At 63.9% G+C, this 23,363-nt stretch carries 21 protein-coding genes; 6 read left to right on the top strand and 15 right to left on the bottom strand.

Translation table 11 applies throughout. The features are described 5' to 3' along the window. Position 1: 1 nt before the first annotated feature. The 4 genes from WOC76_RS05650 to maiA all read right to left on the bottom strand — a co-directional run bounded on the left by WOC76_RS05650 (position 2) and on the right by maiA (position 4,294). Entirely contained in the window at positions 2-757 is a 756-nt protein-coding gene (locus WOC76_RS05650) for an enoyl-CoA hydratase-related protein (RefSeq protein WP_341431318.1), read from the bottom strand. Positions 758-800: 43 nt separating this feature from the next. Next, complete coding sequence (locus tag WOC76_RS05645; RefSeq protein WP_445928463.1) at positions 801-2,408, bottom strand: carboxyl transferase domain-containing protein; 1,608 nt, start codon at positions 2,406-2,408, stop codon at positions 801-803. A gap of 17 nt (positions 2,409-2,425) precedes the next feature. Next, positions 2,426-3,595: an isovaleryl-CoA dehydrogenase gene (locus WOC76_RS05640; RefSeq protein ID WP_341108376.1), complete on the bottom strand. Its 1,170-nt coding sequence runs from the start codon at positions 3,593-3,595 to the stop codon at positions 2,426-2,428. Positions 3,596-3,658: 63 nt separating this feature from the next. After that, positions 3,659-4,294, bottom strand: coding sequence for a maleylacetoacetate isomerase (gene maiA / locus WOC76_RS05635; RefSeq protein ID WP_341387596.1), 636 nt, complete (start codon positions 4,292-4,294; stop codon positions 3,659-3,661). A 101-nt stretch (positions 4,295-4,395) separates the two neighbouring features. Here maiA and hppD point away from each other — a divergent pair, with 101 nt between their 5' ends. The 3 genes from hppD to WOC76_RS05620 are packed head-to-tail and all read left to right on the top strand — an operon-like array spanning position 4,396 to position 7,815. Then, positions 4,396-5,502: a 4-hydroxyphenylpyruvate dioxygenase gene (hppD, locus tag WOC76_RS05630; protein WP_341108378.1), complete on the top strand. Its 1,107-nt coding sequence runs from the start codon at positions 4,396-4,398 to the stop codon at positions 5,500-5,502. Between the two features lies 1 nt (position 5,503). After that, entirely contained in the window at positions 5,504-6,811 is a 1,308-nt protein-coding gene (hmgA, locus tag WOC76_RS05625; protein ID WP_341387593.1) for a homogentisate 1,2-dioxygenase, read from the top strand. Next, positions 6,808-7,815, top strand: coding sequence for a fumarylacetoacetate hydrolase family protein (locus tag WOC76_RS05620; RefSeq protein WP_341108380.1), 1,008 nt, complete (start codon positions 6,808-6,810; stop codon positions 7,813-7,815). The genes hmgA and WOC76_RS05620 overlap by 4 nt, the downstream gene beginning before the upstream one ends. A 3-nt stretch (positions 7,816-7,818) precedes the next feature. Here the strand turns inward: WOC76_RS05620 and phhA are convergent, their stop codons facing one another. Next, a complete protein-coding gene (gene phhA, locus WOC76_RS05615; RefSeq protein ID WP_341108381.1) occupies positions 7,819-8,694 on the bottom strand; it encodes a phenylalanine 4-monooxygenase in 876 nt (291 codons plus the stop codon). A gap of 74 nt (positions 8,695-8,768) precedes the next feature. Between phhA and WOC76_RS05610 the strand changes: the two genes are divergently transcribed. Together WOC76_RS05610 and mmsB are read left to right on the top strand one after the other, a co-directional pair. After that, positions 8,769-10,262, top strand: a complete 1,494-nt coding sequence (locus WOC76_RS05610) for a CoA-acylating methylmalonate-semialdehyde dehydrogenase (RefSeq protein WP_341108382.1) — start codon at positions 8,769-8,771, stop codon at positions 10,260-10,262. 16 nt (positions 10,263-10,278) lie between these two features. Further along, positions 10,279-11,208 carry a 3-hydroxyisobutyrate dehydrogenase gene (gene mmsB / locus WOC76_RS05605; RefSeq protein WP_341108383.1) on the top strand — a complete coding sequence of 310 codons (930 nt, stop codon included), beginning with the start codon at positions 10,279-10,281 and terminating at the stop codon, positions 11,206-11,208. Here mmsB and WOC76_RS05600 read toward each other — a convergent pair. The 5 genes from WOC76_RS05600 to WOC76_RS05580 all read right to left on the bottom strand — a co-directional run bounded on the left by WOC76_RS05600 (position 11,205) and on the right by WOC76_RS05580 (position 14,147). Continuing rightward, positions 11,205-11,474 carry a hypothetical protein gene (locus WOC76_RS05600; RefSeq protein ID WP_341108384.1) on the bottom strand — a complete coding sequence of 90 codons (270 nt, stop codon included), beginning with the start codon at positions 11,472-11,474 and terminating at the stop codon, positions 11,205-11,207. The two genes, mmsB and WOC76_RS05600, sit on opposite strands and share 4 nt — an antisense overlap. A 346-nt stretch (positions 11,475-11,820) precedes the next feature. Further along, positions 11,821-12,051 (bottom strand): hypothetical protein, encoded by a 231-nt coding sequence (locus WOC76_RS05595; protein WP_341108385.1) that lies wholly within the window; start codon positions 12,049-12,051, stop codon positions 11,821-11,823. An 83-nt stretch (positions 12,052-12,134) separates the two neighbouring features. After that, positions 12,135-12,362: a hypothetical protein gene (locus tag WOC76_RS05590; RefSeq protein WP_341108386.1), complete on the bottom strand. Its 228-nt coding sequence runs from the start codon at positions 12,360-12,362 to the stop codon at positions 12,135-12,137. A gap of 95 nt (positions 12,363-12,457) precedes the next feature. After that, entirely contained in the window at positions 12,458-13,279 is an 822-nt protein-coding gene (locus WOC76_RS05585) for a ParA family protein (protein ID WP_341387589.1), read from the bottom strand. 289 nt (positions 13,280-13,568) lie between these two features. Then, on the bottom strand, positions 13,569-14,147 hold the full coding sequence (locus tag WOC76_RS05580) for an HdeD family acid-resistance protein (protein ID WP_341108387.1): 579 nt from the start codon (positions 14,145-14,147) through the stop codon (positions 13,569-13,571). Between the two features lie 278 nt (positions 14,148-14,425). Between WOC76_RS05580 and WOC76_RS05575 the strand changes: the two genes are divergently transcribed. After that, positions 14,426-14,818 (top strand): hypothetical protein, encoded by a 393-nt coding sequence (locus WOC76_RS05575; RefSeq protein ID WP_341108388.1) that lies wholly within the window; start codon positions 14,426-14,428, stop codon positions 14,816-14,818. 69 nt (positions 14,819-14,887) lie between these two features. Here WOC76_RS05575 and WOC76_RS05570 read toward each other — a convergent pair whose 3' ends face one another. The 5 genes from WOC76_RS05570 to WOC76_RS05550 all read right to left on the bottom strand — a co-directional run bounded on the left by WOC76_RS05570 (position 14,888) and on the right by WOC76_RS05550 (position 22,928). Continuing rightward, on the bottom strand, positions 14,888-16,534 hold the full coding sequence (locus WOC76_RS05570; protein ID WP_341431317.1) for an efflux transporter outer membrane subunit: 1,647 nt from the start codon (positions 16,532-16,534) through the stop codon (positions 14,888-14,890). A 144-nt stretch (positions 16,535-16,678) separates the two neighbouring features. Further along, entirely contained in the window at positions 16,679-17,803 is a 1,125-nt protein-coding gene (locus WOC76_RS05565) for an ABC transporter permease (RefSeq protein ID WP_341108390.1), read from the bottom strand. Between the two features lie 6 nt (positions 17,804-17,809). Continuing rightward, positions 17,810-20,596: a ribosome-associated ATPase/putative transporter RbbA gene (gene rbbA / locus WOC76_RS05560; RefSeq protein ID WP_341108391.1), complete on the bottom strand. Its 2,787-nt coding sequence runs from the start codon at positions 20,594-20,596 to the stop codon at positions 17,810-17,812. A gap of 46 nt (positions 20,597-20,642) precedes the next feature. Further along, complete coding sequence (locus WOC76_RS05555; RefSeq protein ID WP_341108392.1) at positions 20,643-21,659, bottom strand: HlyD family secretion protein; 1,017 nt, start codon at positions 21,657-21,659, stop codon at positions 20,643-20,645. A gap of 96 nt (positions 21,660-21,755) precedes the next feature. Further along, positions 21,756-22,928, bottom strand: a complete 1,173-nt coding sequence (locus WOC76_RS05550) for an acetate/propionate family kinase (protein WP_341108844.1) — start codon at positions 22,926-22,928, stop codon at positions 21,756-21,758. Between the last annotated feature and the right edge of the window lie 435 nt (positions 22,929-23,363).

Below are 23,363 nucleotides of genomic sequence, written 5' to 3'. Positions count from 1 at the left end.
GCTACGGCGTCCGAAGCGCCCGCCAGTCGGGCCGGCGCTTCTCAAGAAATCCTTTCAACCCCGCGACGCCCTCGGCAGAGGCACGGCGTTCGGCCAGAAGCCGCGCCGTTTCGGCGATCAGAGCGGGATCGCACCTGCCGTCTTGGCACAGGGCGACGAGGCGCTTCGCCTGCGCCTGTGCGCCAGGCGCGCCGAGCAGAAGCGCTTCGACGAGGCGATCGCGTACGGTCGTCAGCCCGCCGTTCGCCGCCACCTCGTGAACGAGACCGATATGGAAGGCGCAATCGGCGCCGACGATTTCCGCGGAAAGAAACAGCGCGCGGGCGCGCCGGGCGCCCACCGCGTTGACGACATAGGGTCCAACGACTGCGGGAATGAGGCCGAGCCTGACCTCGCTCAGGCAGAATTTCGCGCTTTTCGCTGCGATGGCGATGTCGCAGCAGGCGACGAGACCGACGCCGCCGCCAAATGCGGCGCCCTGAACGAGCGCCAAGGTTGGCTTCGATAATTTGTCGAGCGTCTCGAACATCGCGCCGAGCGCCAATGCGTCCCGCTCATTGATCTCCGGCGCGGCGCTCGCCGCCTGGCGCATCCATTCGATATCGCCGCCCGCACAGAAATTCTCGCCTGCCCCTGTCAATATGATAACGCGCGCGTCGGCGTCGGCGTCGAGACGGCGCAGCGTCTGCGTCAATGCCTCCACCAGCGCCGCATCGAAAGCATTACGCTTGTGCGGGCGATTGAGGGTCAAAGTCACGACGCCGCGCCTATCCCTGGATTCCATCAGATCCATCACGCCCTCACATGCGAAAGAGACCGAAACGCGTCTGTTCGACAGGCGCATTGAGACTTGCTGAAATCGCGAGCGCCAACACGCGACGCGTATCGAGCGGGTCGATGACGCCGTCGTCCCAGAGACGCGCGCTCGAGTAGAGCGCGTTACCCTGTCGCTCATACTGTGCGCGAATGCCGGCGGCGAAAGCCTCCTCTTCTTCGGGGGGCCAGGGCTGCCCCCGGCCGGCGAGCGCGCTCTTGCGCACCCGCGTCAGCACGTTCGCCGCCTGCTCGCCGCCCATGACGCTGATCCGTGCGTTTGGCCACATCCACAGGAAGCGCGGCGAATAGGCCCGCCCGCACATGGCGTAATTGCCAGCGCCGAAACTCCCCCCGATCACCACTGTAAATTTCGGAACCGCGGCCGTGGCGACCGCCGTCACCATCTTGGCGCCTTCCTTGGCGACCCCCTGGGACTCGTATTTCTGGCCAACCATGAAGCCGGTCGTGTTCTGCAGGAAGACGAGCGGCGTCTCACGTTGCACACAAAGCTCGATGAAATGCGCCGCCTTGAGCGCGCTTTCAGGAAAAAGGACGCCATTGTTGGCGATGACGCCGACCTCGTGGCCCCAGATGCGCGCGAAGCCCGTGACAAGCGTCTGGCCATAGAGCGCCTTGAATTCGTGAAATTCGCTTCGGTCGACGAGGCGGGCGATGACCTCATGGACGTCGTATTGTCTGCGAAGATCCGCCGGGATGAGCCCGTAGAGTTCACTCTCGTCATGGCAGGGCGCCGCCGGCTCTCTCGTCGCGCCGCCGTGCGCGCGGGGCGCAACCAGACGGCTGACGGCCTCCCGTGCAAGCGACAGCGCATGCGCGTCATTTTCCGCCAGGTGATCGGCGACGCCGGAAGTCGTGGAATGAACCTGCGCGCCGCCGAGTTGCTCGGCTGAAACCCGCTCGCCCGTCGCGGCCTCGACGAGCGGCGGCCCGGCAAGAAAGATCGTTCCCTGATTGCGAACGATGATCGTCTGGTCACACATCGCCGGCACATAGGCGCCGCCCGCCGTGCAGGACCCCATGACAATCGCGATCTGAGCGATCCCCTGCGCCGACATCCTCGCCTGATTGTAGAAGATGCGCCCGAAATGGTCGCGATCTGGGAAAACTTCGTCCTGGGTCGGAAGATTGGCGCCGCCGGAATCGACGAGATAGAGGCAGGGCAAGCGGTTTTGCGCCGCTATTTCCTGCGCACGCAGGTGCTTCTTGACGGTCATGGGAAAGTAGGCGCCGCCCTTCACCGTCGCGTCATTGGCGACGATCATGCACTCTCGACCCTCTATGCGCCCGATTCCGGCGACGACCCCGGCCGATGCGAGATTGCCGTCATACATGTCATAGGCGGCGAAATGCCCAATCTCCAGAAAAGGAGAAAGTGGATCAACCAGCGCCTCGATCCGGTCGCGGACAAGCATCTTGCCTCGCGACAGATGGCGCGCCCGCGCCTCCTCGCCGCCGCCCTCGCGGAGCCTGGCCGACGTCTCGCGCAATTTGTCGACGAGCGCAGTCATGGTTTCTCGGTTCTGCGCGAAGGCCATAGAGCGCGGATCGACCGATGTTTCCAAAAAGGCCATTCATCCTCGCGTGGAAGCTAGCGTGTCTCCATGAAAAGCTCGCGGCCGATGAGCATCCGCCTGATCTCGCTCGTGCCTGCGCCAATTTCATAAAGCTTTGCGTCGCGCAGCAGGCGTCCGGCCGGATAGTCGTTCGTATAACCATTGCCACCGAGGCATTGGATCGCTTCCAACGCCATCCATGTCGCGCGCTCTGCGGCAAAGAGAATCGCCGCGGCCGCGTCTTTGCGCGTGCTTCGCCCCTGGTCACAGGCTCTTGCGACGGCGTAGACATAAGCCCGCGTCGCGCTCAGCGCCGTGTACATGTCCGCGAGCTTGCCCTGCATGAGTTCGAATTCGCCGATCGGACGCCCGAATTGTCTGCGGTCGTGAACATAGGGCAGAACCACATCCATGCAGGCGCGCATGATGCCGATCGGCCCTCCCGCGAGAACGGCGCGCTCATAGTCGAGGCCACTCATCAGCACATTGACGCCGCGCTCGGGCAGCCCCAGGACGTTCTCGGTCGGAACGACGCAGTCTTCGAAGATCAGCTCGCTCGTATTCGAGCCGCGCATGCCGAGCTTGTCGAGCTTTGACCCCGAACGGAACCCTGGAAACTCCCGCTCTACGATGAAAGCGGTGATCCCGTGCGCTCCTGCCTGCAGGTCGGTCTTTGCATAAACGATTGCAATGTCCGCGTCGGGGCCGTTGGTGATCCACATCTTGGCGCCGTTTAGGATGTAATCCGTTCCCCGCCTTTCAGCGGTCAGCTGCATGCTGGTTACATCCGAGCCCGCGCCGGGCTCCGACATCGCCAGCGCGCCGACATGCTCTCCCGAAACGAGCTTGGGAAGATACCGTCGTTTCTGTTCCGGCGTTCCATTGCGATGGATCTGATTGACGCAGAGGTTGGAATGGGCGCCGTACGAGAGGCCGACGGAGGCCGAGGCGCGGCTCAGCTCCTCCATGACGATGACATGTTCGAGATATCCGAGCCCCGCCCCGCCGTATTCCTCCGCGACCGTGACGCCCAGCAATCCAAGTGCGCCCATCTTGGGCCAGAGGTCGCCCGGGAAAGAATTATCAGCGTCGATCTGCACGGCGCGCGGCGCAATTTCCTTCGCCGCGAAGTTTTCGACCTGCTGGCGCAGCAGAGTCGCGGTCTCGCCGAGATCGAAATCCATGACAGGGGTAAAATGGCGCATCGCGCCCGACTCCAACTGCCGTGAGGCGGCATAACCGGCTATATTTGCCGGCGCTCGGTCGTTTCAAGGTCCCGGCGCCGCCTCCGCTGCGTCGGGATGCGCCGCCCGAAAGGCCGGGTGTTCGGCGCAGGCGGCGGCGACCGCGCCGATCTTCGGATAGGTTTCGAGCGTAACCCCAAAGCGTTCCGCATAGAAAAGCTGCGGCGCGAGACAGATGTCGGCGATCGTGGGCGCTGCGGTGAAGCAAAAGGGCGACGGCCGGATCAGAGCCTCGACTGCATCGAGACCAAGTCGCACCCAGTGGCGGCGCCACTCCAGCACGTCCGCCTCGCTCTGCGCGAGCCTTTCCTGCAGATATGTGACCACCCGCAGATTCCCGAGCGGATGCGTATCGCAGGCGATGGCGAGCGCCGCCGCCCGTACGCGCGCGGCAAGAACAGGATCGGCCGGAACGAGCCTCGGGTTCGGCTGGAGCGTCTCCAGATATTCGATGATCGCGAGCGACTGGGTCAGCACCGTTCCATCGTCGAGCTCGAGCGCGGGCACGAGGCCTTGAGGATTTTTCTCCAGATAGGCCGGAAGCCTCTGCTCTGCGCGAAGAAGATGGACGAAGCGCCGCTCGACGGAAATCCCCTTGATCGCTAACGCGATCCTCACGCGGTAGGCCGCGGACGACCTGTCGTAATCATAAAAGAGCATTTTCCGTCTCCCTGGGACGAGATTCTGTGCTGAAGACTGAGATAGGGCTACCCGCAGGCCGGCGCCGCAATATCTCTTGCGTAACGACAGGTAGACCGGCGATGACGACGCTCGTTTCCGACCCCGCCGCCCACGGCGCCCTCGACAATCCGATGGGAACGGACGGCTTCGAATTTGTGGAATTTGCCCATCCGGAGCCCGCGCGGCTGGCGGCTTTGTTCGTGACCATGGGCTTCGCCGCGGTCGCGCGTCACCGCTCCAAGGATGTGACGCTCTATCGGCAGGGCGACATCAATTACGTTCTCAACGCGGAGCCGGAGAGTTTTGCGGCGGAATTTGCGCGGGCGCATGGCCCGTCGGTGTGCGCGCTCGGCTTCCGGGTCAAGGACGCAGGCGTCGCCTTCCGACGCGCCGCGGACTTCGGCGCGACGCTGGTTCCCTCGCGAACGGGTCCGATGGAGCTCAACATCCCCGCGATCGAAGGCGTCGGCGGCGCCTTGATCTATCTCGTCGACCTCTATGGCGAGGAAGGCTCGATCTGGGACATCGACTTCAGATGGATCGGCGCGCGCGACCCGAAACCCGAGGGCGTGGGTCTGACGACGATCGACCACCTCACCCACAATGTCCGGCGCGGGCGAATGGACGCCCTGGCGGACTGGTATGCGCGCCTCTTCAATTTCCGCCAGATCCGTTACTTCGACATCGAGGGACGCTTCACGGGCCTCTATTCGCGCGCGATGACGAGCCCTTGCGGAAAGATACGCATTCCAATCAACGAGAGCGCCGACGAGACGAGCCAGATCGAAGAGTTTCTCGACGCGTACAATGGGGAGGGCGTTCAGCACATCGCCTGCGCCTGCGACGATATTTACGACACTGTGCAAAGGCTGCGCGACAGAGGGCTCGACTTCATGCCCTCCCCGCCCGATAGCTATTATGAAGCCATCGAGAAGCGCCTTCCCAATAATGGCGAGCCGGTCGATCGACTGAAGGAATTCGGCATCCTCGTCGACGGCGTGAGCGAGGGCGCCGGAAAGCCGCAGCTACTGCTGCAAATCTTTTCAAAGACCGTGATCGGCCCGATCTTCTTCGAATTCATCCAGCGCAAGGGCGACGAGGGCTTCGGGGAGGGCAACTTCCGCGCTCTTTTCGAGTCGATCGAAGAGGATCAGCTGAGGCGCGGCGTCCTGAAGCCGGCAGGTTGACATGACGGGCTATATGAGCGGCTTCGGCAATGAATTCGAGACCGAAGCCTTGCCGGGCGCCCTTCCAAGAGGGCGCAACTCGCCGCAGCGCTGTCCTTATGGCCTCTACGCCGAGCAGATCTCAGGCTCCGCCTTCACGGCGCCTCCGGGAGCAAACCGGAGGTCCTGGCTCTATCGTATCCGCCCCTCCGTGCTTCATGCGCGCAATTTTTATTCGGTGGACGCGCCTTTCTGGAGAACGGCGCCCTCTCGCGAGCAAACTGAAAGGCCCATCGCGCAACTGAGATGGGGCGCGATTCCCCTTCCCGACGAAAAGCTCTGCTTCATCGAAGGCGTTCGCACGATGACGACTTGTGGCGACGCCGATTCGCGTCTCGGCATGTCGGCCGGAGTCTTTCTCGTAACGGAGTCGATGAAGGAACAGTATTTTTACGACGCCGACGGCGAGCTGCTCATCCTGCCGCAGCAGGGCGGGCTCATCTTCGAGACCGAGTTCGGCTCGATCGAGGTGGAGCCGGGAGAACTATGCGTCATCCCGCGGGGCGTCAAATTCAGGGCCAGGCTTCGCGACAGCCCCGTGCGCGGTTATCTATGCGAAAACTACGGCGCGCCGTTTACATTGCCCTACCGTGGGGTCATCGGCGCCAACGGGCTCGCCAATGCGAGGGATTTTCTCACGCCAGCAGCCGCCTATGAGGACGATGCGCATCCGGGCCGGCTCACGGTGAAATGGGGCGGTGGCTTCTACGCCTGCGACCTCGACCATTCGCCGCTCGACGTCGTCGCCTGGCACGGCAATTACGCGCCGTACAAATACGACCTTCGCCGTTTCTCGCCAATGGGCCCCTTGCTCTTCGATCATCCCGATCCGTCGATCTTCTGCGTACTGACGTCGCCCTCCAGTCAGCCGGGCGTCGGCGACGTCGACTTCGTCATCTTCCCGGAACGCTGGCAGGTCGCCGAGGATACATTCCGTCCGCCGTGGTTTCACCTGAACGTCATGAGCGAATTCATGGGGCTGATCTTCGGCGCTTATGACGCCAAGCCCGAAGGCTTTGCGCCGGGCGGCGCGTCGCTGCACAACGCCATGCTGCCGCATGGACCCGACGCCGACGCCGTGGCGGCGGCGACGACGGCGCCATTGTCGCCGGCGAAGCTGGAAAAGACGCTCGCCTTCATGTTCGAAACGCGTCTGCCGCAACATCCGACGGCTTACTCGCTTGCTCTCGACACGCTCGAGACGGATTACGCGGCGTGCTGGTCGGCGCTGCCGAAACGGTTCGACGGAACGCCCGGAGGCGCCTCATGAAGCTTGCATCGCTCAAGGGCGGCCGCGACGGTCGGCTCGCTGTCGTCTCGCGCGATCTCACGCGCGCGGCCTATGCCGACGACATCGCGCCAACGCTGCAGGCTGCGCTGGACAATTGGGCGAAGGCCGCGCCGGAACTCGAACGGCTCGCGGAGCGGGTCGAGGCGGAAACGACGACGACGTTTCGCTTCCGTGAAAGGGATTGCGCCTCGCCCTTGCCGCGCGCCTATCAATGGGCGGACGGCTCGGCCTATGTCAATCACGTGGCGCTGGTGCGGCGGGCGCGCGGCGCGGACATGCCTGCGTCCTTCTGGACGGATCCGCTGATGTATCAGGGCGGCTCCGACAATTTTCTTGGCCCGCGCGATCCCATTCCCTTGCACGACTACGAGCATGGGCTCGATCTCGAAGCGGAGGTCGCGGTGATAACCGACGACGTGCCGATGAATGTCACGCCGCAGGCCGCGCGCGAGCATATCAAGCTCATCATGCTCGTAAACGACGTTACGCTGCGCGGGCTCGTTGCCGAGGAGCTCGCCAAGGGCTTCGGCTTCTTTCAATCCAAGCCGTCTTCCGCCTTCTCGCCTGTCGTAGCGACGCCCGATGAGCTGGGACCCGCCTGGGACGGCGCCAAACTTTCGCTGCCGCTGCTGTCGTCGATCAATGGCGCGCCGCTCGGCAAGCCCGACGCCGGGGTCGACATGACCTTCGACTTCAGCCAGCTCATCGCGCATGCCTCGCGCACGCGACCGCTCGCGGCAGGAACCATCATCGGCTCCGGAACTGTTTCCAATCGCGCGGGCGGCGGCGGGCCGGGCCTACCCATCGCACAGGGCGGCGTCGGCTATTCCTGCATCGCGGAGCAGCGCACGGTGGAGACGCTCATGCATGGCGAAGCGCGCACGCCTTTTTTGAAAGCGGGCGACGTTGTGCGCATCGAAATGGTGGACAAGGACAGACACGCGATCTTCGGCGCCATCGAGCAGACGGTGAAGGCCTGTTAACGCCTAAGCCGCCAGTCCCTTGGCGCGGAAATAATGCAGATCGCCTCTCGTGATCACGTGATCGCCCGGACGAAGCTCATGAGGCTCGATGTCCGGCTGGCGCCTGAGATCGTCATAGAGGGCGCCGAAATCCTGATAGCATTCCTTCAGAAGCTGCTCGAAACTCTCGACGACGAAATAGGTCTGCTGATAATCGCTGATGATGTATTTCGTCTGCATGATGCGCTCGAGATCGAAAGCGACGCGGTTAGGTGACGAATCTTCCAGCGCAAAGACGCTTTCGCCGGGAGATGAGAGAATTCCCGCGCCAAAGATGCGCAGGCCCTGGGGCGTCGCGATCAGACCGAATTCGACCGTATACCAGTAGAGCCGCGCCAGATTGTGAAGCTGGCCCCTGTCCAGCGCGCGCTGGCCGCCCTTGCCATAGGCTTCGAGAAATTGCGCATAGACCGGATCGGCGAGCAGCGGCACATGGCCGAAGACATCGTGGAAAACATCGGGCTCGGACAAATAATCGAGCTCATGCTCGGGGCGGATGAAGGCGCCGGCCGGGAAGCGGCGATTGGCCAGATGATCGAAGAAGGCGTCGTCGGGAATGAGGCCGGCGACGGGCACGATCCGCCAGCCCGTCAGACGCGAGAGGCGCTCGCTCAATTCAGCAAAGTCAGGAATTCCGCCGCGGGACAATTCGAGCTGTTTCTTCGCAGAGAGAAACGCGTCGCACGCGCGCCCCGGCAGGATTTTCGCCTGGCGGGCGAACAGCCTGTTCCAGCGATCATGCTCTTCCGGCGTATAGGACGCCCAGTCCTGGTCGATGGTCCAATCCACATTGCGCGGCGCAAGTGCGTAACGGTTCTTTTCCTGTGCAGCTTCGGTCATGGCGGGACCTCGAAGGCGCGGAGGGCGGGCGCGCCAGCCTGTGCCGCGCGGCGCCCTGCCCTAGATTTGAAGATATGTCCGATATTGCCCATTTCATCGGCGGAAGGCGCATTCGGGGAGACGGGCGCAGCGCCGAGGTTTTCGAACCCATGACCGGCGCGGTCATCGGGCGCGCGCCTCTTGCATCTCGCGCCGAGGTCGGCGCGGCGGTCGAGAATGCGCGAGCCGCGCAGCCCGCCTGGGCGGCGACCAATCCGCAGCGGCGCGCACGCGTGCTCATGAAATTTCTGGAGCTCACCTGGCGCGAGATGGACTCGCTTGCGATGTTGCTGGCGCGCGAGCACGGGAAAACCATCGCCGACGCGCGCGGCGATGTTCAACGCGGGCTCGAAGTCGTCGAGTTTTGCGTGGGCGCCCCCTATTTGCTGAAAGGCGGCTTCACGGATTCCGCCGGGCCCGGCATCGACGTTTATTCCATGCGCCAGCCGCTCGGCGTGGCCGCGGGCATAACGCCGTTCAACTTTCCGGCGATGATTCCGCTGTGGATGGCCGCGCCCGCGATTGCCTGCGGCAACGCCTTCGTGCTCAAGCCCTCGGAGCGCGACCCTTCGACGCCGCTGCGTCTCGCGGAGCTCATGATCGAGGCGGGATTGCCGCCCGGCGTGTTCAATGTCGTCAATGGCGACAGGGAAGCCGTGGACGCGCTACTCGACGACGCGCATGTCAAGGCCGTGGCTTTCGTCGGATCGAGCCAGATCGCCGAATATGTCTACGCGCGCGCCTGTGCGAATGGTAAGCGCGCGCAATGTTTCGGCGCCGCCAAAAATCACATGGTCGTCATGCCCGACGCGGACATGACCCAGGCCGTGGATGCTCTCATCGGCGCGGGCTACGGATCGGCCGGCGAACGCTGCATGGCGATTTCCGTCGCGGTTCCGGTGGGCGAGGATGCCGCGCAGCGGCTCGTGAGCCAACTTGCGCCACGCGTCGAGAGTTTGAAGATCGGCCTCTCGACCGATCCTTCGGCCGATTTCGGCCCCCTGATTTCGAGGACGCATCTCGAGCGCGTGAAGAACTATGTGGCGCAGGGCGTGGCGGAGGGCGCAAGGCTTCTCGTCGACGGCCGCGGCTTCAAAATGCAGGGCTATGAAGACGGCTTCTTCATGGGCGGCTGCCTCTTCGACGAGGTGACGCCCGATATGCGCATCTACCGGGAGGAGATTTTCGGACCTGTGCTCAGCGTCCTGCGGGCGAACTCCTACGAAGAGGCGTTGAGCCTCGTCGATGCGCACGAATATGGCAATGGCGTCGCGATCTTCACCCGCGACGGCGACGCCGCGCGCGATTTCGCCTCTCGGGTTCAGACCGGCATGGTCGGCGTCAACGTGCCGATTCCGACGCCGCTCGCCTATTACACATTCGGCGGCTGGAAGCGCTCGGCCTTCGGCGATCTCAACCAGCATGGCGACGACGCCTTCCGCTTCTATACCCGGACCAAGACCGTCACCTCCCGCTGGCCGAGCGGCGTGAAGGAGGGCGCGAGCTTCATCATGCCGACCATGTCCTGACGCGAAAGGAATCTTCATGGCCCGCATCGCCTTCATCGGACTGGGCGCGATGGGCGCGCCCATGGCCGCCCATCTCGCCGCGGCGGGCGACGAGGTCACAGGTTTCGACCAGGCCAGTTCGGCGCGCGACACGGCGGCGGCCATGGGCGTTCTCATCGCCGCTTCGGCGCAGGAAGCGGCGATGGGGGCCGAGACCGTCGTCACCATGCTGCAAAGCGGGGATCAGGTGCTGGAGGTCTGGCGCGCCGCGCTGCCGCACGCGGCCAAAGGCGCCCTTTTCATCGATTGCTCGACCATCGATCTCGAAAGCGCCCGCCATGCGCATCGGATCGCCGAAATGGCGCAGGCCAGAGCGATCGACGCGCCTGTGTCGGGCGGCGTCGCCGGCGCCCGCGCGCGCAGCCTGACCTTCATGTGCGGCGCCGAGGCCGAGGTTTTCTGGAGGGCGAAGCCGCTGCTCGAAAAGATGGGCGCGCGGGTCTTCCATTGCGGCGGGCCGGGCCTGGGGCAGGCCGCCAAGCTGTGCAACAATCTGATGCTGGGCGTGACCATGATCGGGACCGCCGAAGCCTTTGGGCTCGCGTCGCGCATCGGCCTCTCGCCCGAGGCGCTCTTCGAGGTCGCGGCCGTCTCCTCGGGACAGTCCTGGTCGCTGACGAGCTACTGCCCCGTTCCCGGCCCCGTCCCGAGCTCGCCCGCCAATCGGAATTATGAGGCGGGTTTCGCGGCGCGGCTCATGCTGAAGGATTTACGCCTCGCGGAGGCGGCGGCGGCGAAGGCCGGGGCGGTGACGCCGCTCTGCGCGGCGGCGGCGCAGCTCTACGCCATCTATGAGGCGCAGGGCGGAGGCGCCAAGGATTTTTCGGGAATTTTCGAAATGATTGGCGGCGTACCGCAGAAAGAAGCGCGGGCCAGCGCCCGCGCCGCTCTCATTCAGCTCGATTAGTGCTTGCGCTTCTTGCCGCCCGTCGCGGGAGCGGGATCGGCTGAAGCCGAGCTCGCCAATCCCAGTTCGGCGCGGCAATCGCCGGAGATCGACGCGGCGTTGGCCTTCAGGCATTTCTCGATCGCGATCGCATCCGGCACCTGCGCCTGACAAAAGCGGTAGGCGTCGTCCTCACAGGCGGCGCGCTGAGCGGCCGTGCCTTGAGCGAAGGCCGGCGCCGCCACGAACAAAGTCAGCAGAGCCGAGAGGCGGATAAAGATGCGCATTCACACGTCCCTTCATAAATTGCGTCGATTCCCGCGCTGGTCGCACGCAGGCTGACAGGATCATACGCGATCGCCGCGCGCCGAGAAACCGCCCGGATTACGGTTCACGCCCCATCAGCCGCGAAAGAACAGCGTTTTAGGCCGGTTCTCCACAGGCCACAGCCCGTGTGCGGACAAAAAAGGAGCCGCTGGTTGGCCAGCGGCCCAAGTTCAGGGAGGAAATGCCCAAGGAGAGCACGCGTTGATTGGAGGCGCGACCTGTGGCAAAACTGTGTTCAATCTCAGCAAGAAAAAAGAAACCACATCAACTGTGGCTCGACTGCCACAACCTGAGGGATGCGCTCGGTCATCGGCTCTTGGAGCCCTCTATGCTCCGCAGCTCGGCCGTCGACGGCGCCTTTATGCTGGCGTTGAGCTTGCGCAACATGGTCAGGCAGAGCTCCTTCACCGCCTCGTCCTGAACGGTGTCCGTCAACCGCGCGACATGGTAAAAAGCCATCGCCCGCTGCGAAACGAGATCCTCGTAGCTAAAGGGGTCGGACAGGCCGTCCATATCGTCGTTGGTATTGTCGGTCATGAAGCGAACCCCTTCCTGAGTGGCTTCGATATTGTATCGGGGCGGCCGGAATTAAAGCCCCTCCGGGCCAGCCGCCGCGCCCGTCAGGGCCCGGCGTCGGAGACCGTCTGCGGGAGCGTCTCGCCCGAGCTGATGGCGTAGAGAAAAAATGCGCCCACCGCCGCCACGCTCGCCGCGACGACGATCCCCACGAGTGCGCCGCGCAACTGCGCCGATCCGCTGGCCTGTGGGCTGGCGAGCGCGACGAAGGCCACGAAACCGATGAAGGCGCTGAGCAGCGCGGCCAGAAAAAGCGACTCGAGCGCGACCATCTCGCGACCTCTGCATGGGCGCGGGGAGCGCCCGCCGACGCCTGAATAAACGTCGGCGGGTCGAAGAAGGTCCGCGGACCGAGCCCCCATCCCCTTCACGAAGGCCGGCGGCGCCGGCGCTCTTCATCCTCGTCCTCGGCCGCGGCCCTGCCCCGGTCCGGACCGCCGGCCGGCAGGAAGGCCTTGAAGAAATCGGCGTAAACGCCGCCCATTCTGGCGGCCTGGTCGACGAGGTCGCGATAGGAGGCGAGGGCGGGATTCGACTGGGCGCGAGCAGCCAGCCTTTGCCTGTCGATTTCGCCCAGTCTTGCGCTCACCGCGGCCCACAGCGCCGTCATTTCCTGCGCCGCGGCTCCTGCGGGTTTCAGCTCGCAGACGCCGAGACCCAGCAGGACCGCTTCCTGATAATCGACGCGGGTCGACACCATCGGCGAGAGCAGGGCCCCGATGTCCTCGAGCGCGCGCGCGCCTCGGGCGATACGCCCGCCCTGCCGGGCCGGAGGGCATTGATTGAGCAGAAAGGCGTAATCCTTCCGCGCCGCCTTGATTCGCGCGACTGTCTCCTCGCTGGCCCAGAGATCGAGCGCGTTCGGGCGCGCCGGGACGATGCACAGATCGGCGGCGCGAATGGCCTGCGTCGAAGCTTCGGAATGGGCGCCTGGCGTGTCGATGACCACGGCGGTGACGCCGTTCCCGCGAAGCGCATCGAGCGCGGGGGCGAGCTTCTCCAGCGGAATATGCTCGACAGGGATGTCGATCTGCTGACGTAGCCTCGACCATTTGACGAGAGACTGCAAGGGGTCGAGGTCGCAGATGAAGACGCGCTCGCCGGCGAGATGGGCGGCGACGGCCAGATTGCTCGCAAGCGTGCTTTTGCCGGCCCCGCCCTTTTGCGTCACGAATGCGACGATATGCATGCCCTCGCCTGCCCTCGCCCCGACGGGATGCGCGCGCCAGCTCGCGTGGCGGCCGGCCGGATCCCGGCGCAGCCGCCTGCCGCGACCATACAGGCGCAACTGTTCGCCCGAAAAGCCAAAAATGCTTGCCGGGCTTCCCTGGCGGAGAGGAGGGCCGAGGCGACGGCCCTCTGCTTTTTGTCGGACAAGGGGCCTGGAGTCCGATCCGTTGGACTCGGATCGAAGCTCCAGCTTCTTGTTTGTTCGTGCTTCTACCGCCGAACCGGTTCCCGCTTCGGCGGAAAGCGCGCTAAAACAGAGGCCCTTCGGAGATCGCGCGCAGGCCGAGGGCGAGGGCGATGATCGATCCGCTCTTGAACAGCAGATCGATGCCGATGAACGTCCCGATCGCCCAGTCGCCCGTGAAAGGCCATCCCACCAGCAGGAGCACGCCGAGGAACAGGCTGACGCCGCCCTGCAGAAGATAGACCCACATGCCCTCGAGATGAGAGGTGAAGGCGAAGCCGATCGTCGAGAGCCCGCTGATGAGGAAATAGAAGCAGATCACCAGCGTGATCGCCTCGGCGCTGAGCATGGGCCGCGTCAGCAGGATGACGCCGACGACGCCCACCAGGACGCCCCACAGGACCTGAACGAAGAACTCGGTCCACAGGCCGGCGACGGAAAGACTGAACAGCAGAATCGAGGCGGCGGAGACGATGAGCAAGATACCGAGAAAGCCGACGGCGATCTTGGTGGCGGTCGTGGCCCGAAGGATGGCGAGAACGCCGAGGACGCCAATGACGACGCCCAGGGCGAGCGCCCACCCCCAATGCACGGCGAGCGCGTCCGGCGCTTCGTAGACAAAAACATCAAAAGGCTTCGGCATATCATGAACTCCTGCTTGCCCGGCGCGGGCGGCGCGAGGCTATAGCGAAAGAGCGACGCATTCGAGGGGTTTGATTGCGGCGATCGCGGGCTTTTTGGCCTGCCGGCCCTGCTCACGGCGCCACGCGCTTTCTGCTGCGCCCTTTTCCGCCGCCCCGCTTGACAAGGCGCCAGCGAGCCCAACTTGCCGGCGATATCGACCGCCTGTCAGTCGCGGCGCCAACCAAAAGGCAGGCCGATTGGGGCGCTGGGCGCGGTCTTTGCAAGCAGGAGGGCATTATGAGTCTCAAATGCGTCAAGACGATCGCCCTGGCGACGGCCATCGCCGCAAGCGCGGGGCTCGTTTTCACCACCGCCGCCGATGCGCATGTCTATCGGCGCTGTGGCTCGCACTATGGTTGGAGCAAGGGCTGGCACCGCCATCATCACCACCATTGGGGCTATATGAGGCGGGCCGTCTATGGTTACGCCGCTCCTGTCGCCTATGGTTACGGGGCTCCGGCGGCTTACGGCTATGGCGGATCGTGCTGCGGCGGATGCGGAACCTATGGTTATGCCGGCGCGACATACGCGGCGTCGCCTTATGGCGCATATGGTTATGCCGGGGATGGCGGCCTGTTCGGTCTCGGCGTCGGCGGCGGCATGTTCGGATTGGGGCTTGGCCCGTTCTAGTCGCAAGCGCCGTCAAACTCGGGAAAACGCCCCACGCATTTCTGTGTGTGGGGCGTCCTGCCGGGCAAATTATGGATTCGCGGGCCTGCCCGGCTGGAGCGGGAAGCCTGCCGGGATGGCGGGCTCGTCATCCGGCCGCATGAGCGGCACGGTCTCGCCGGCCGCCGGCGGCGCCCGCAGCTGATCAACCGCGGGCGCGGGCGGCGCCGGCAGAAGCCTCCCCCAATCGGTGCGCGCGGCCATCTGCGCTTGCATCGCGTCCGGTACGATCGGCTTGCCGCTGCGGATTTCCCACCCGCCGCCCAGCGCCCGGTAAAGGGCGATAAGATTGGCGGCGATTGATCCGCGTGTATCCGCCAGCCTGTTGCGCTCCTCGAGGAGCCGGGTCTGCGCATCGAGAACGCGCTGAAAGTTCTCTGCCCCTTCCTTGTACTGGATGAACGACAATTCCACCGCCCGCTGCGCCGCCGCAACGGAGCGCTCGAGCGCGCCGGCGCGTTGCTGCGCTTTCAGGAAGCCAATGAGCGCGTCCTCGACTTCGCGCGCCGCCTTGAGCACTGTGTCCTCGTAAGCGACGAGCGACGCCTGGAAACGCGCGTCCTGCGCGCGCACTGCATCCGCGATGCGCCCGTAATTGAGAATCGACCATCGGAAGCTCGGCCCGGCGGTCAGGAACACGCTCCCCGGCGCGAAGAGCTTGGCGACATCCGACGCCTGTACGCCGATTTCGCCGAAGAGATAGAAATGCGGATAAAGCTCCGCCTCCGCGACGCCGATGCGCGCGCTCTCGGCCGCAGCCCGCATTTCGGCAGCTCGAACATCCGGCCGGCGGCGCAACAGTTCGGCGGGCAGGCCGACGGCCACGCGCGACGATGCGGCGGGGATCTTTTTCGGTCCGCCGAGCAGCGGCTCGACGCCCCCAGGCGGTTCGCCGAGCAGCACGCTCAGCGCATTTTTCGCGCGTTGCGCGCCGGTCTCGAGCTCCGGAATGGAGGCGATCGTATTCTCGAGCAGGGCGCGTTGCTGGACGACGTCGAGCTCCGAGGTCGCGCCGGCGCGGAAACGCGCCTCCGCGATCTGCAGCCCGTCCCTCTGAAGACGCACATTTTCCCGCGCGATTTCGAGCAGAGTCTCGTAGGTGCGCAGCTCAGTGTAGACGCGCGCAATATCGCCCGTGAGCGAGACGAGCGCGTTGTCGTAATCCGCCATCGTCGCAGTCATCGCCGCATCCGCGGCCTCGATATTGCGGCGGAACCGGCCCCAGAAATCGAGCTCCCAGCTCGCATTGAAGCCGAGCGAGTAGTCGGCGAAGGCATGTTTGGGCAGATTGGCCCGGTTTGCGACCCGCTCGCTCAACTTGTTCCACGTCCCCGCGCCCGCCGCCTCCTGCTGCTGGGGAAACAACTCGCCAATGGCAATGCCGAGCTGCGCGCGCGCTTCGAGAATACGCAGTCCCGCGATCTGCACGGGAAGATTCTGGCCGGCGCCGGCGCGAACGAGCCGATCGAGCGTCGGATCGTGGAAAACGCGCCACCAGTCGGCCTTCGCCTCCTTGTTGGAAACGCGCCGGTCGCTTTTCTCGATCCAGTTCTCCTGGACCGGGGCTTCGGGCGGCAGAAAATCGGGCCCGACCGCGCAGCCGCCGACAACAAGAGCGAGGCCCAGCAGGGGCAAAGGAAAAGCGCTGGAACGGCGCTTGGCCTGACAACTGCGCATGAGGGCTCCCCAACATCCTTCCGGGCGCGCTTGCTTCAAGCGAATCACGAAAGAGTCGCCCTAATTCTTAAAGTTGATTTTTCGTTAAAGCGAGACCTCGGGCGCAGTCGACGACCGACCGGACCCCTTGAGCGAAAAGTGTCCTTACTTCGTGACCGCGATCGATTTCCGGAACAGCGAAAGGCTGTAGACGAAAAAGGCGAGGCCGACCGCGCCGACCATGGCGAATTGCGGCCAGACGGCCGCAAGGCCCCCACCGCGATAGATGATCTTCTGCGAGAAACTCACGAAGTGGCGCGAGGGAAGGAAGAAGGTCAGATATTGAAGCCACTGCGGCTGGCTCTCCACGGGCGTGCTCCCGCCGGACAAAAGCTGCAGGACGACAACGACGAGAATAATCAAAAGCGCGAACTGCGCCATGGATTGCGAAACAGTGCCGAGAAATATGCCAAGCGCGGTCGCGAAAAATAGATAGAGAACGACGCCTGAAAACCACAGTGCGACAGAGCCCGCGAAGGGCACGTCGAGCGTTTTCATCACGACGAGATAGAGCGAAGCCGACGTCGCCAACAGGATCACGAGACTGTTCGCCCAGACCTTGGCCATGGCGATCTCAAAGGCGGTCAGCGGCATGACGAGAAGATGCTCCAGCGTCCCATGTTCGCGCTCGCGGATGACGGCGGCGCCCGTCAGGATGATGGTGAGCATCGAGATCTGATTGATGATGCCGACGACGCTCGTGAACCAGGCGGTGACGCCATTGGGATTGAACATCCGGCGGATGACGAGATCGATCGGCTGCGGCTTGACCCCGCTCCCGCGCGTGAAGAAGGAGGTGATGCGGTCGTTGACGATGTTCCTGATATAGCCGGCCCCGATCGACGCCTGCTGCATGGCGGTGGCGTCGATGCTGAGCTGGATGTCGGGGTGACGCCCTGCCCTCAGATTCGACTCGAAGCGGGGAGGAATGGTCACCACGAACATGAAGCGGCCTTCGTCCATCGCGGTTTCGACCTCATTGACTCCGATGATCTCGGGCTCCTGAAAGCGCGGTGGATAGAAAGCGTTCATCAGCTCCTTCGAGAGGGCGGAATGGTCCTCGTCAACAAAAGCGATCGAGGCATTGTTCACCTCACTCGACGTGCCGGTCGCCTGTATGTAAATCGCCCCCGTAAAGGCGTAGGCGACGAAGATCATCATAACGAGATCGCTGCCCAGGCTGCGCAGCTCCTTGATCCCCAGCCACAGGATGTTGAGCAGCATCTTCATGGTCGGCTACTTCTCCTGCTTCCTCAGCGCGAGCGCGCTCACAGCCCAGAGGACCGGAATGCAGCAGGCAAGGAAGATAATGTCCTGCATGAGCAGATCGGCGCTGAGGCCCTTGGTGAAGACGCCCTTGCTCGCGTGCATGTAATAGGTCGTCGGCCAGATCGTGCCCACGAGCTTCGCGCGGCCAGCGAGAGTCGAAACGGGCTGCATCAGGCCGGAAAACTGGATCGTCGGCACGAGCGTGACGATTGCCGTGATGAAAACAGCCGCCACCTGGCTGCTCACAAAGGTCGAGATGACGAGACCCAGGCCCGTCGTGGTCGTCACATAAAGAAGGGTGCAGAGGGTCAGCATGAGAAAACTGCCCTTGACTGGAATGCCGAAAACCCAGACCGCCATGGCCGCCAAAATGAAATAATTGAGCATGCCGATGGCGATATAGGGAAGCTGCTTTCCGAGCAGATATTCGAAGCGTCCGGTTGGCGTCACATAGAAATTGATGATGGAGCCGAGCTCCTTCTCGCGCACGACGCTGATCGCCATCAGAATGGCGGGAATGAGAATGAGAAGAATCGGCGGAACGCTCGGGACCATGGCGTACACGCTCTCGAACGTCGGATTGTACATGTAGCGTTCCTGGAACCGCGCCGTATATTTGGGCGGCGTGACGTTCAGGCCATTGGCGGGGTCTCGAAGCGCTTTGTCCTGAACGCCCTGGACATATTGCGAAACAGTTTCGCCGCGAAACGTGTTGGCGCCATCGACCTGCGCGAGAATCTCGGCCCTCGATCCCTTGCGCAAATCGCGGCCGAACCCCGGCGGGATTTCGATGACGAGCGAAATATCGTCGGAACGCAGCCGCTCGAGCGCATCCTCAGAGGACGCGACAGGGAGCGTCTCGAGGAAATAGCGCGGCGTTCCCGAAAATTGCTGGAGATAGGCCCGGCTCTCGGGAGAATGGTCCATATCAAGGGCGGCGTAGCGGATATGCTCGACATCGGTGGTGATGCCAAATCCGAACACCAGCATGAGCAACGCCGAGCCGATGAACGCGAAGGCCAGTCGGACCGGATCACGCAGGATCTGCATCGTCTCGTTGACGCTGTAGGCGAACATGCGCGCAAGCCGCAAAGCCATCCCCGCAAGATGCGCGGTCTCGGGCGTCTCGAGCGCCTTCGCGGCCGTCGCCGCCTCGGCCTCCTGTCGCTTTTCCTCGGCGGAGGCGCCGATCGCCTCTTCCATATAGCCGATGAAGGCTTCCTCCAGATTTTCGGCGCCGCGCGCGTCGATGAGCTTTTGTGGCGCGTCGCAGGCGAGCACCTTCCCCGCATGCATGAGCGAGATGCGGTCGCAGCGCATCGCCTCGTTCATGAAATGGGTGGTGACGAAGATGGTCACGCCCTGATTGCGTGACAGGTCGATCAAAAGCTCCCAGAAACTGTCGCGCGCGACCGGATCCACGCCCGATGTCGGCTCGTCGAGGATGAGGAGCGGCGGGTCGTGCAGAACGGCGACGGCGAGCGACAGGCGTTGACGGAGGCCCATGGGCAGATCGCCGGCGAGCGCGTCCATATAGGGGCCGAGTCCGAATTTCTCGACGAGGCTGGCGATGCGCTCTTGGGCCTTCTCGGCCGGTATATGATAAAGCCGTGCATCGAGAACCAGATTCTGGCGCACGGTGAGCTCGCCATAGAGCGAGAAGGCCTGGGTCATATAGCCGATGTTCTTGCGCACCTCGATGCTGCCGGCGTCGACGGCCTGGCCGAAAAGCGTCGCCGCGCCTTCGGTCGGCGGCAGCAGTCCGGTCAGCATTTTCATCGTTGTGGACTTGCCGCAGCCGTTCGAGCCGAGAAAACCGAATATCTCGCCGCGTTCGATCGATAGCGTCACATGATCGACTGCGACGAAATCGCCGAAACGGCGGGTCAGCCCCCTCGCGTCGATGGCGATCTCCTTCACGCCTTCCGGACGGGGCGGGATCGTGAGCGCCACATGGCCGGTGCGCTTCTCCTCGGGGAGAAGCCGGACGAAACATTCTTCCAGATCGCTGGCGCCCGTCTTCGCCATCAGTTCGGCAGGCGCGCCGGTCGCCAGCACCTTGCCGGCGTCCATGGCCACGATCCAGTCCCACCTCTGGGCTTCGTCCATATAGGCGGTCGAGATGAGCACGCTCATGCTCGGCCGGCTGGCGCGAATGTCGTCGATGAGCGCCCAGAACTGACGGCGCGACAGAGGGTCGACGCCGGTCGTCGGCTCGTCCAGAATGAGAAGGTCGGGCTCGTGCACGAGCGCGCCGCACAGGCCCACCTTCTGTTTCATGCCGCCCGAAAGCTTGCCGGCCGGGCGGTCCGGAAAGGGGCCGAGGCCCGTGGCGTCGAGCAACTCCTTCACTTTCACCGGGCGCGCGGTCCCCGACAGTCCGAAGAGCCGAGCCATGAAGTCGACATTCTCGCGCACGCTCAGCTCGAAATAGAGGTTCTTGCCGAGACCCTGGGGCATATAGGCGATGCGCAGACAGGCGCCGCGCCGATGGCGCGCGTCGGCCATATCGCCGCCGAGCGCGATCACCTGCCCCTGCTGAATGGTCTTCGAGCCGGCGATGAGCGCCATCAAAGTGGATTTGCCGACTCCGTCGGGGCCGATGATCCCGACCATGCGGCCGCTCGGAATGTCGAGCGAAAAATCGTCGATCGCCAGCGTATCTCCATAGCGATGGATCACGCCCTTTATGGAAACAACCGGAGGCGCGTGGGCTGTTCCCGGCTTTGCGACGTCGAGAGACTCTGTGCTCATCGTCCCGGACTCTTGCAGGCGTGATCAACTATGGGGTTGCGCTTCGTCAGCCTTTGTCGGCGGACTTGCCGTTCGTCTCCGGCGGCGTGATCGGGTTTTGCAGCCATGCCGGCCACTCGGCGGACTCGTCGAGCTTCACGTAACCCACGCCGCGCACGCCCGTCTTGATCGATTCGATGAAGCCGCTGACCGTCTTTTCCGGCACCTTGATCTTCACGCGGAACATGAGCTTCTCACGCTCGCTGCGGGTCTCCACCTGCTTTGGCGTAAATTGCGCCTCCGGAGAAACGAAGCTGACATAGCCCGCGATCGATCGGCCCGCAGTCTGATCGAAAGCGATGCGGGCCTCGGCCCCGATCTTCACCCGCGCCGCATCCGCGGCCGGAAGATAGATTTCCATATAAACGTCTTCGAGATTGACGAGCGTCATCGCCTTGCCGCCGGCGGCGAGGACCTCGCCGACCTCCGCCAGCTTGTAGAGGACGCGCCCCAGCACCGGCGAGCGCAACGTGGCGTCGTCGATGCGCGTCTGAATAGTCGCAACCTGCGCCTTGGCCACTTCGACCTGCTGCTGGATGGTGCGCACCTTCGCCTCTTCCTCCTGCAAGGCGGCGGAGGTCGTTTTCAGAGAGGTCATCCGCACATCGAGCTCCCGCTGCGAGCCGGCGCGCTGGGCGACGAGCGCCTGGCTGCGTTTGACCTCAATTTTCGCAAGATCGATCTGCGCCTTGGTCCGCTGGATCGTCGCCTGGGCGACCGCCTCCTTTTCCTGGGTCGCGACCACATTCATTTTTGCTTCGGCGAGTTGGGCTTCGAGCGTGTTGGTGTCCATCTGCGCCACGACGTCGCCGGGCTTCACGAGGTCGCCCTCGTCGAAGAAGATCTGCTTGACTCGCAGCGGCTCCTTGGCGGCGATGTCGACGAGCTTGCCCTCGAGCCGGCCATTGCCCGAAACGATTCCGGGTGGCAGCCGCGATTGGACGTCGAGCCAGTACTGATAACCGAAGAACGACCCGACGACGGCGACGGCCGCAAGCAGAATCAGCAGGGTTTTTCTAGACATCAGCCGGTTTCCTGTCCTTGGCCCGGCCGACCGAGGCGTCCCGAATCAGCAGCCAAAAAGCTCGGGCTCGAGTTTACATGAATAGCAGGAGACTCATCACCCGCCGCGCAGCGCCATTGCGCTGCGCGCGATTTCGAGTTCCTCATTGGTCGGGACAACGAAGGCGGCGATCGTCGAATTCTTCGCTGAAATTCTCAGCATGTCCCGCCGGTTGGCCTCGTCGTCCAAAACGAGGCCGAGGTATGCGCAGCCGGCGGCGACCTCCGCACGGGTCTCGTGATCGTTTTCTCCGATCCCGCCGGTGAAGACCAGAGCGTCGAGCCCCCCGAGCGCCGCGGCCAGCGAACCGGCCTCGCGCAGGATGCGGTAGACAAAAAGAGCGATCGCCTCCCTGGCTTCCGGCGCACTGGAGGCTCGCAAGGTCCGCATGTCGGAGGAGACGCCAGAGACGCCCAGAAGCCCGGATCTGCGATAGATCAAATCCTCGAGCTCGCGGGCGCCCATGCCGTAATTATCCATCATGTGGATGAGCACGCCGGGATCGAGCGCGCCGCAGCGAGTGCCCATCATCAGCCCGTCCACGGCGGTGAAACCCATCGTGCTTGCAACGCTGCAGCCCCCGCTCATCGCGCAGAGGCTCGCCCCATTGCCGAGATGGGCCACAATGACCCGACCCATTGCTATTTCGGGGGCGATCTCCGTCAGCCGCCCGCTCACATATTGGTAGGAGATTCCGTGAAACCCGTAGCGTCTCACGCCGGCCTCGGCATATTCGCGCGGTATGGCGAAGGCCTGCGCGATGGGCGGCTGACTGCGATGGAACGCCGTATCGAAACAAGCGATCTGCGGCAGTTCGGGATGTGCCGAGAACATGGCCCGGATCACGGCGAGATTGTGCGGTTGATGAAGCGGCGCCAGCGGGATGAAAGCGGCCAGGCGGTCCACGATTTCCGCGTTCAGACGCAACGGCCTCGAGAATTCCGCTCCGCCATGAACCACGCGATGACCGACGACGGCGATGTCATGTCCCTCCAGCCAGGGCGCGGCCAGGCGCATCATCGTCCGCGTCGCCGCCGCGTGATCGAAGCCGGCGGGCGGGAAATTTTCTTTCAACAGCGTCGCGCCCCGAGCGTCCGAGAGCCTCGCACGCGGCGCCGCGCCAATCCCCTCGACGATCCCCCTGAGCCTCAGCTCGGGCTTCGACAGGGCGGAAAAGATCGCAAATTTGATGCTCGAGGAGCCGGCGTTGATGACGGCGATGCTGGTCATGTCGATTTCCGCCAGAGCGGACAATCCATACTCCTGAAGACGGGCGCGCTCAAGGCTGCCTGTTCACGACCGGGAGAATGAAGAGACCTGTCGCACTTTCGTGACGGCCCTCCTCCGCCATGCAAGCGCCCGATTGCGGGTCGATCCTCGCGTTCGTGATGGTTCATGCGTCAGATGAGGGAGACTTGGAGTGCATCTTAGCCAGGCCCCTCTCAGACTGCATGATCGACGAGCGGCGACCGCGACGCGTCGGCTTGATCCAGGGCCCGGACTTCTGCGTGATTTACGCGCCAGGGCGTCTGTCCATGGTTTGTTCGCGCTGTGCGAAATAAGCAAAGGGGTCGTTATCATCTGGATCGGCGATTTCGCAACCGCGGACGCGGTCGGCGAGCTCGTCTGCGCCTTGGTCTGTCCTCCGGTCGCGCTGCACCGTAC

Origin of the sequence: Methylocystis sp. IM3, assembly GCF_038070105.1 — a bacterium.
GTDB lineage: Bacteria > Pseudomonadota > Alphaproteobacteria > Rhizobiales > Beijerinckiaceae > Methylocystis.
Note: the sequence above shows the minus strand (reverse complement) of the source record. Positions and strands in the feature narration are given on the sequence as shown.

Coding starts and splice junctions, on each gene's coding strand:
- WOC76_RS05645 (WP_445928463.1), bottom strand. CDS start 2,408: ATGGCCTTTTTGGAAACATCGGTCGATCCGCGCTCTATGGCCTTCGCG.
- WOC76_RS05550 (WP_341108844.1), bottom strand. CDS start 22,928: ATGACCAGCATCGCCGTCATCAACGCCGGCTCCTCGAGCATCAAATTT.
- WOC76_RS05565 (WP_341108390.1), bottom strand. CDS start 17,803: ATGAAGATGCTGCTCAACATCCTGTGGCTGGGGATCAAGGAGCTGCGC.
- WOC76_RS05580 (WP_341108387.1), bottom strand. CDS start 14,147: ATGCCGAAGCCTTTTGATGTTTTTGTCTACGAAGCGCCGGACGCGCTC.
- maiA (WP_341387596.1), bottom strand. CDS start 4,294: ATGCTCTTTTATGATTACGACAGGTCGTCCGCGGCCTACCGCGTGAGG.
- WOC76_RS05555 (WP_341108392.1), bottom strand. CDS start 21,659: ATGTCTAGAAAAACCCTGCTGATTCTGCTTGCGGCCGTCGCCGTCGTC.
- WOC76_RS05620 (WP_341108380.1), top strand. CDS start 6,808: ATGAAGCTTGCATCGCTCAAGGGCGGCCGCGACGGTCGGCTCGCTGTC.
- WOC76_RS05590 (WP_341108386.1), bottom strand. CDS start 12,362: ATGGTCGCGCTCGAGTCGCTTTTTCTGGCCGCGCTGCTCAGCGCCTTC.
- WOC76_RS05595 (WP_341108385.1), bottom strand. CDS start 12,051: ATGACCGACAATACCAACGACGATATGGACGGCCTGTCCGACCCCTTT.
- WOC76_RS05610 (WP_341108382.1), top strand. CDS start 8,769: ATGTCCGATATTGCCCATTTCATCGGCGGAAGGCGCATTCGGGGAGAC.
- WOC76_RS05575 (WP_341108388.1), top strand. CDS start 14,426: ATGAGTCTCAAATGCGTCAAGACGATCGCCCTGGCGACGGCCATCGCC.
- rbbA (WP_341108391.1), bottom strand. CDS start 20,596: ATGAGCACAGAGTCTCTCGACGTCGCAAAGCCGGGAACAGCCCACGCG.
- WOC76_RS05585 (WP_341387589.1), bottom strand. CDS start 13,279: ATGCATATCGTCGCATTCGTGACGCAAAAGGGCGGGGCCGGCAAAAGC.
- mmsB (WP_341108383.1), top strand. CDS start 10,279: ATGGCCCGCATCGCCTTCATCGGACTGGGCGCGATGGGCGCGCCCATG.
- hmgA (WP_341387593.1), top strand. CDS start 5,504: ATGACGGGCTATATGAGCGGCTTCGGCAATGAATTCGAGACCGAAGCC.
- WOC76_RS05640 (WP_341108376.1), bottom strand. CDS start 3,595: ATGCGCCATTTTACCCCTGTCATGGATTTCGATCTCGGCGAGACCGCG.
- WOC76_RS05600 (WP_341108384.1), bottom strand. CDS start 11,474: ATGCGCATCTTTATCCGCCTCTCGGCTCTGCTGACTTTGTTCGTGGCG.
- phhA (WP_341108381.1), bottom strand. CDS start 8,694: ATGACCGAAGCTGCACAGGAAAAGAACCGTTACGCACTTGCGCCGCGC.
- WOC76_RS05570 (WP_341431317.1), bottom strand. CDS start 16,534: ATGCGCAGTTGTCAGGCCAAGCGCCGTTCCAGCGCTTTTCCTTTGCCC.
- hppD (WP_341108378.1), top strand. CDS start 4,396: ATGACGACGCTCGTTTCCGACCCCGCCGCCCACGGCGCCCTCGACAAT.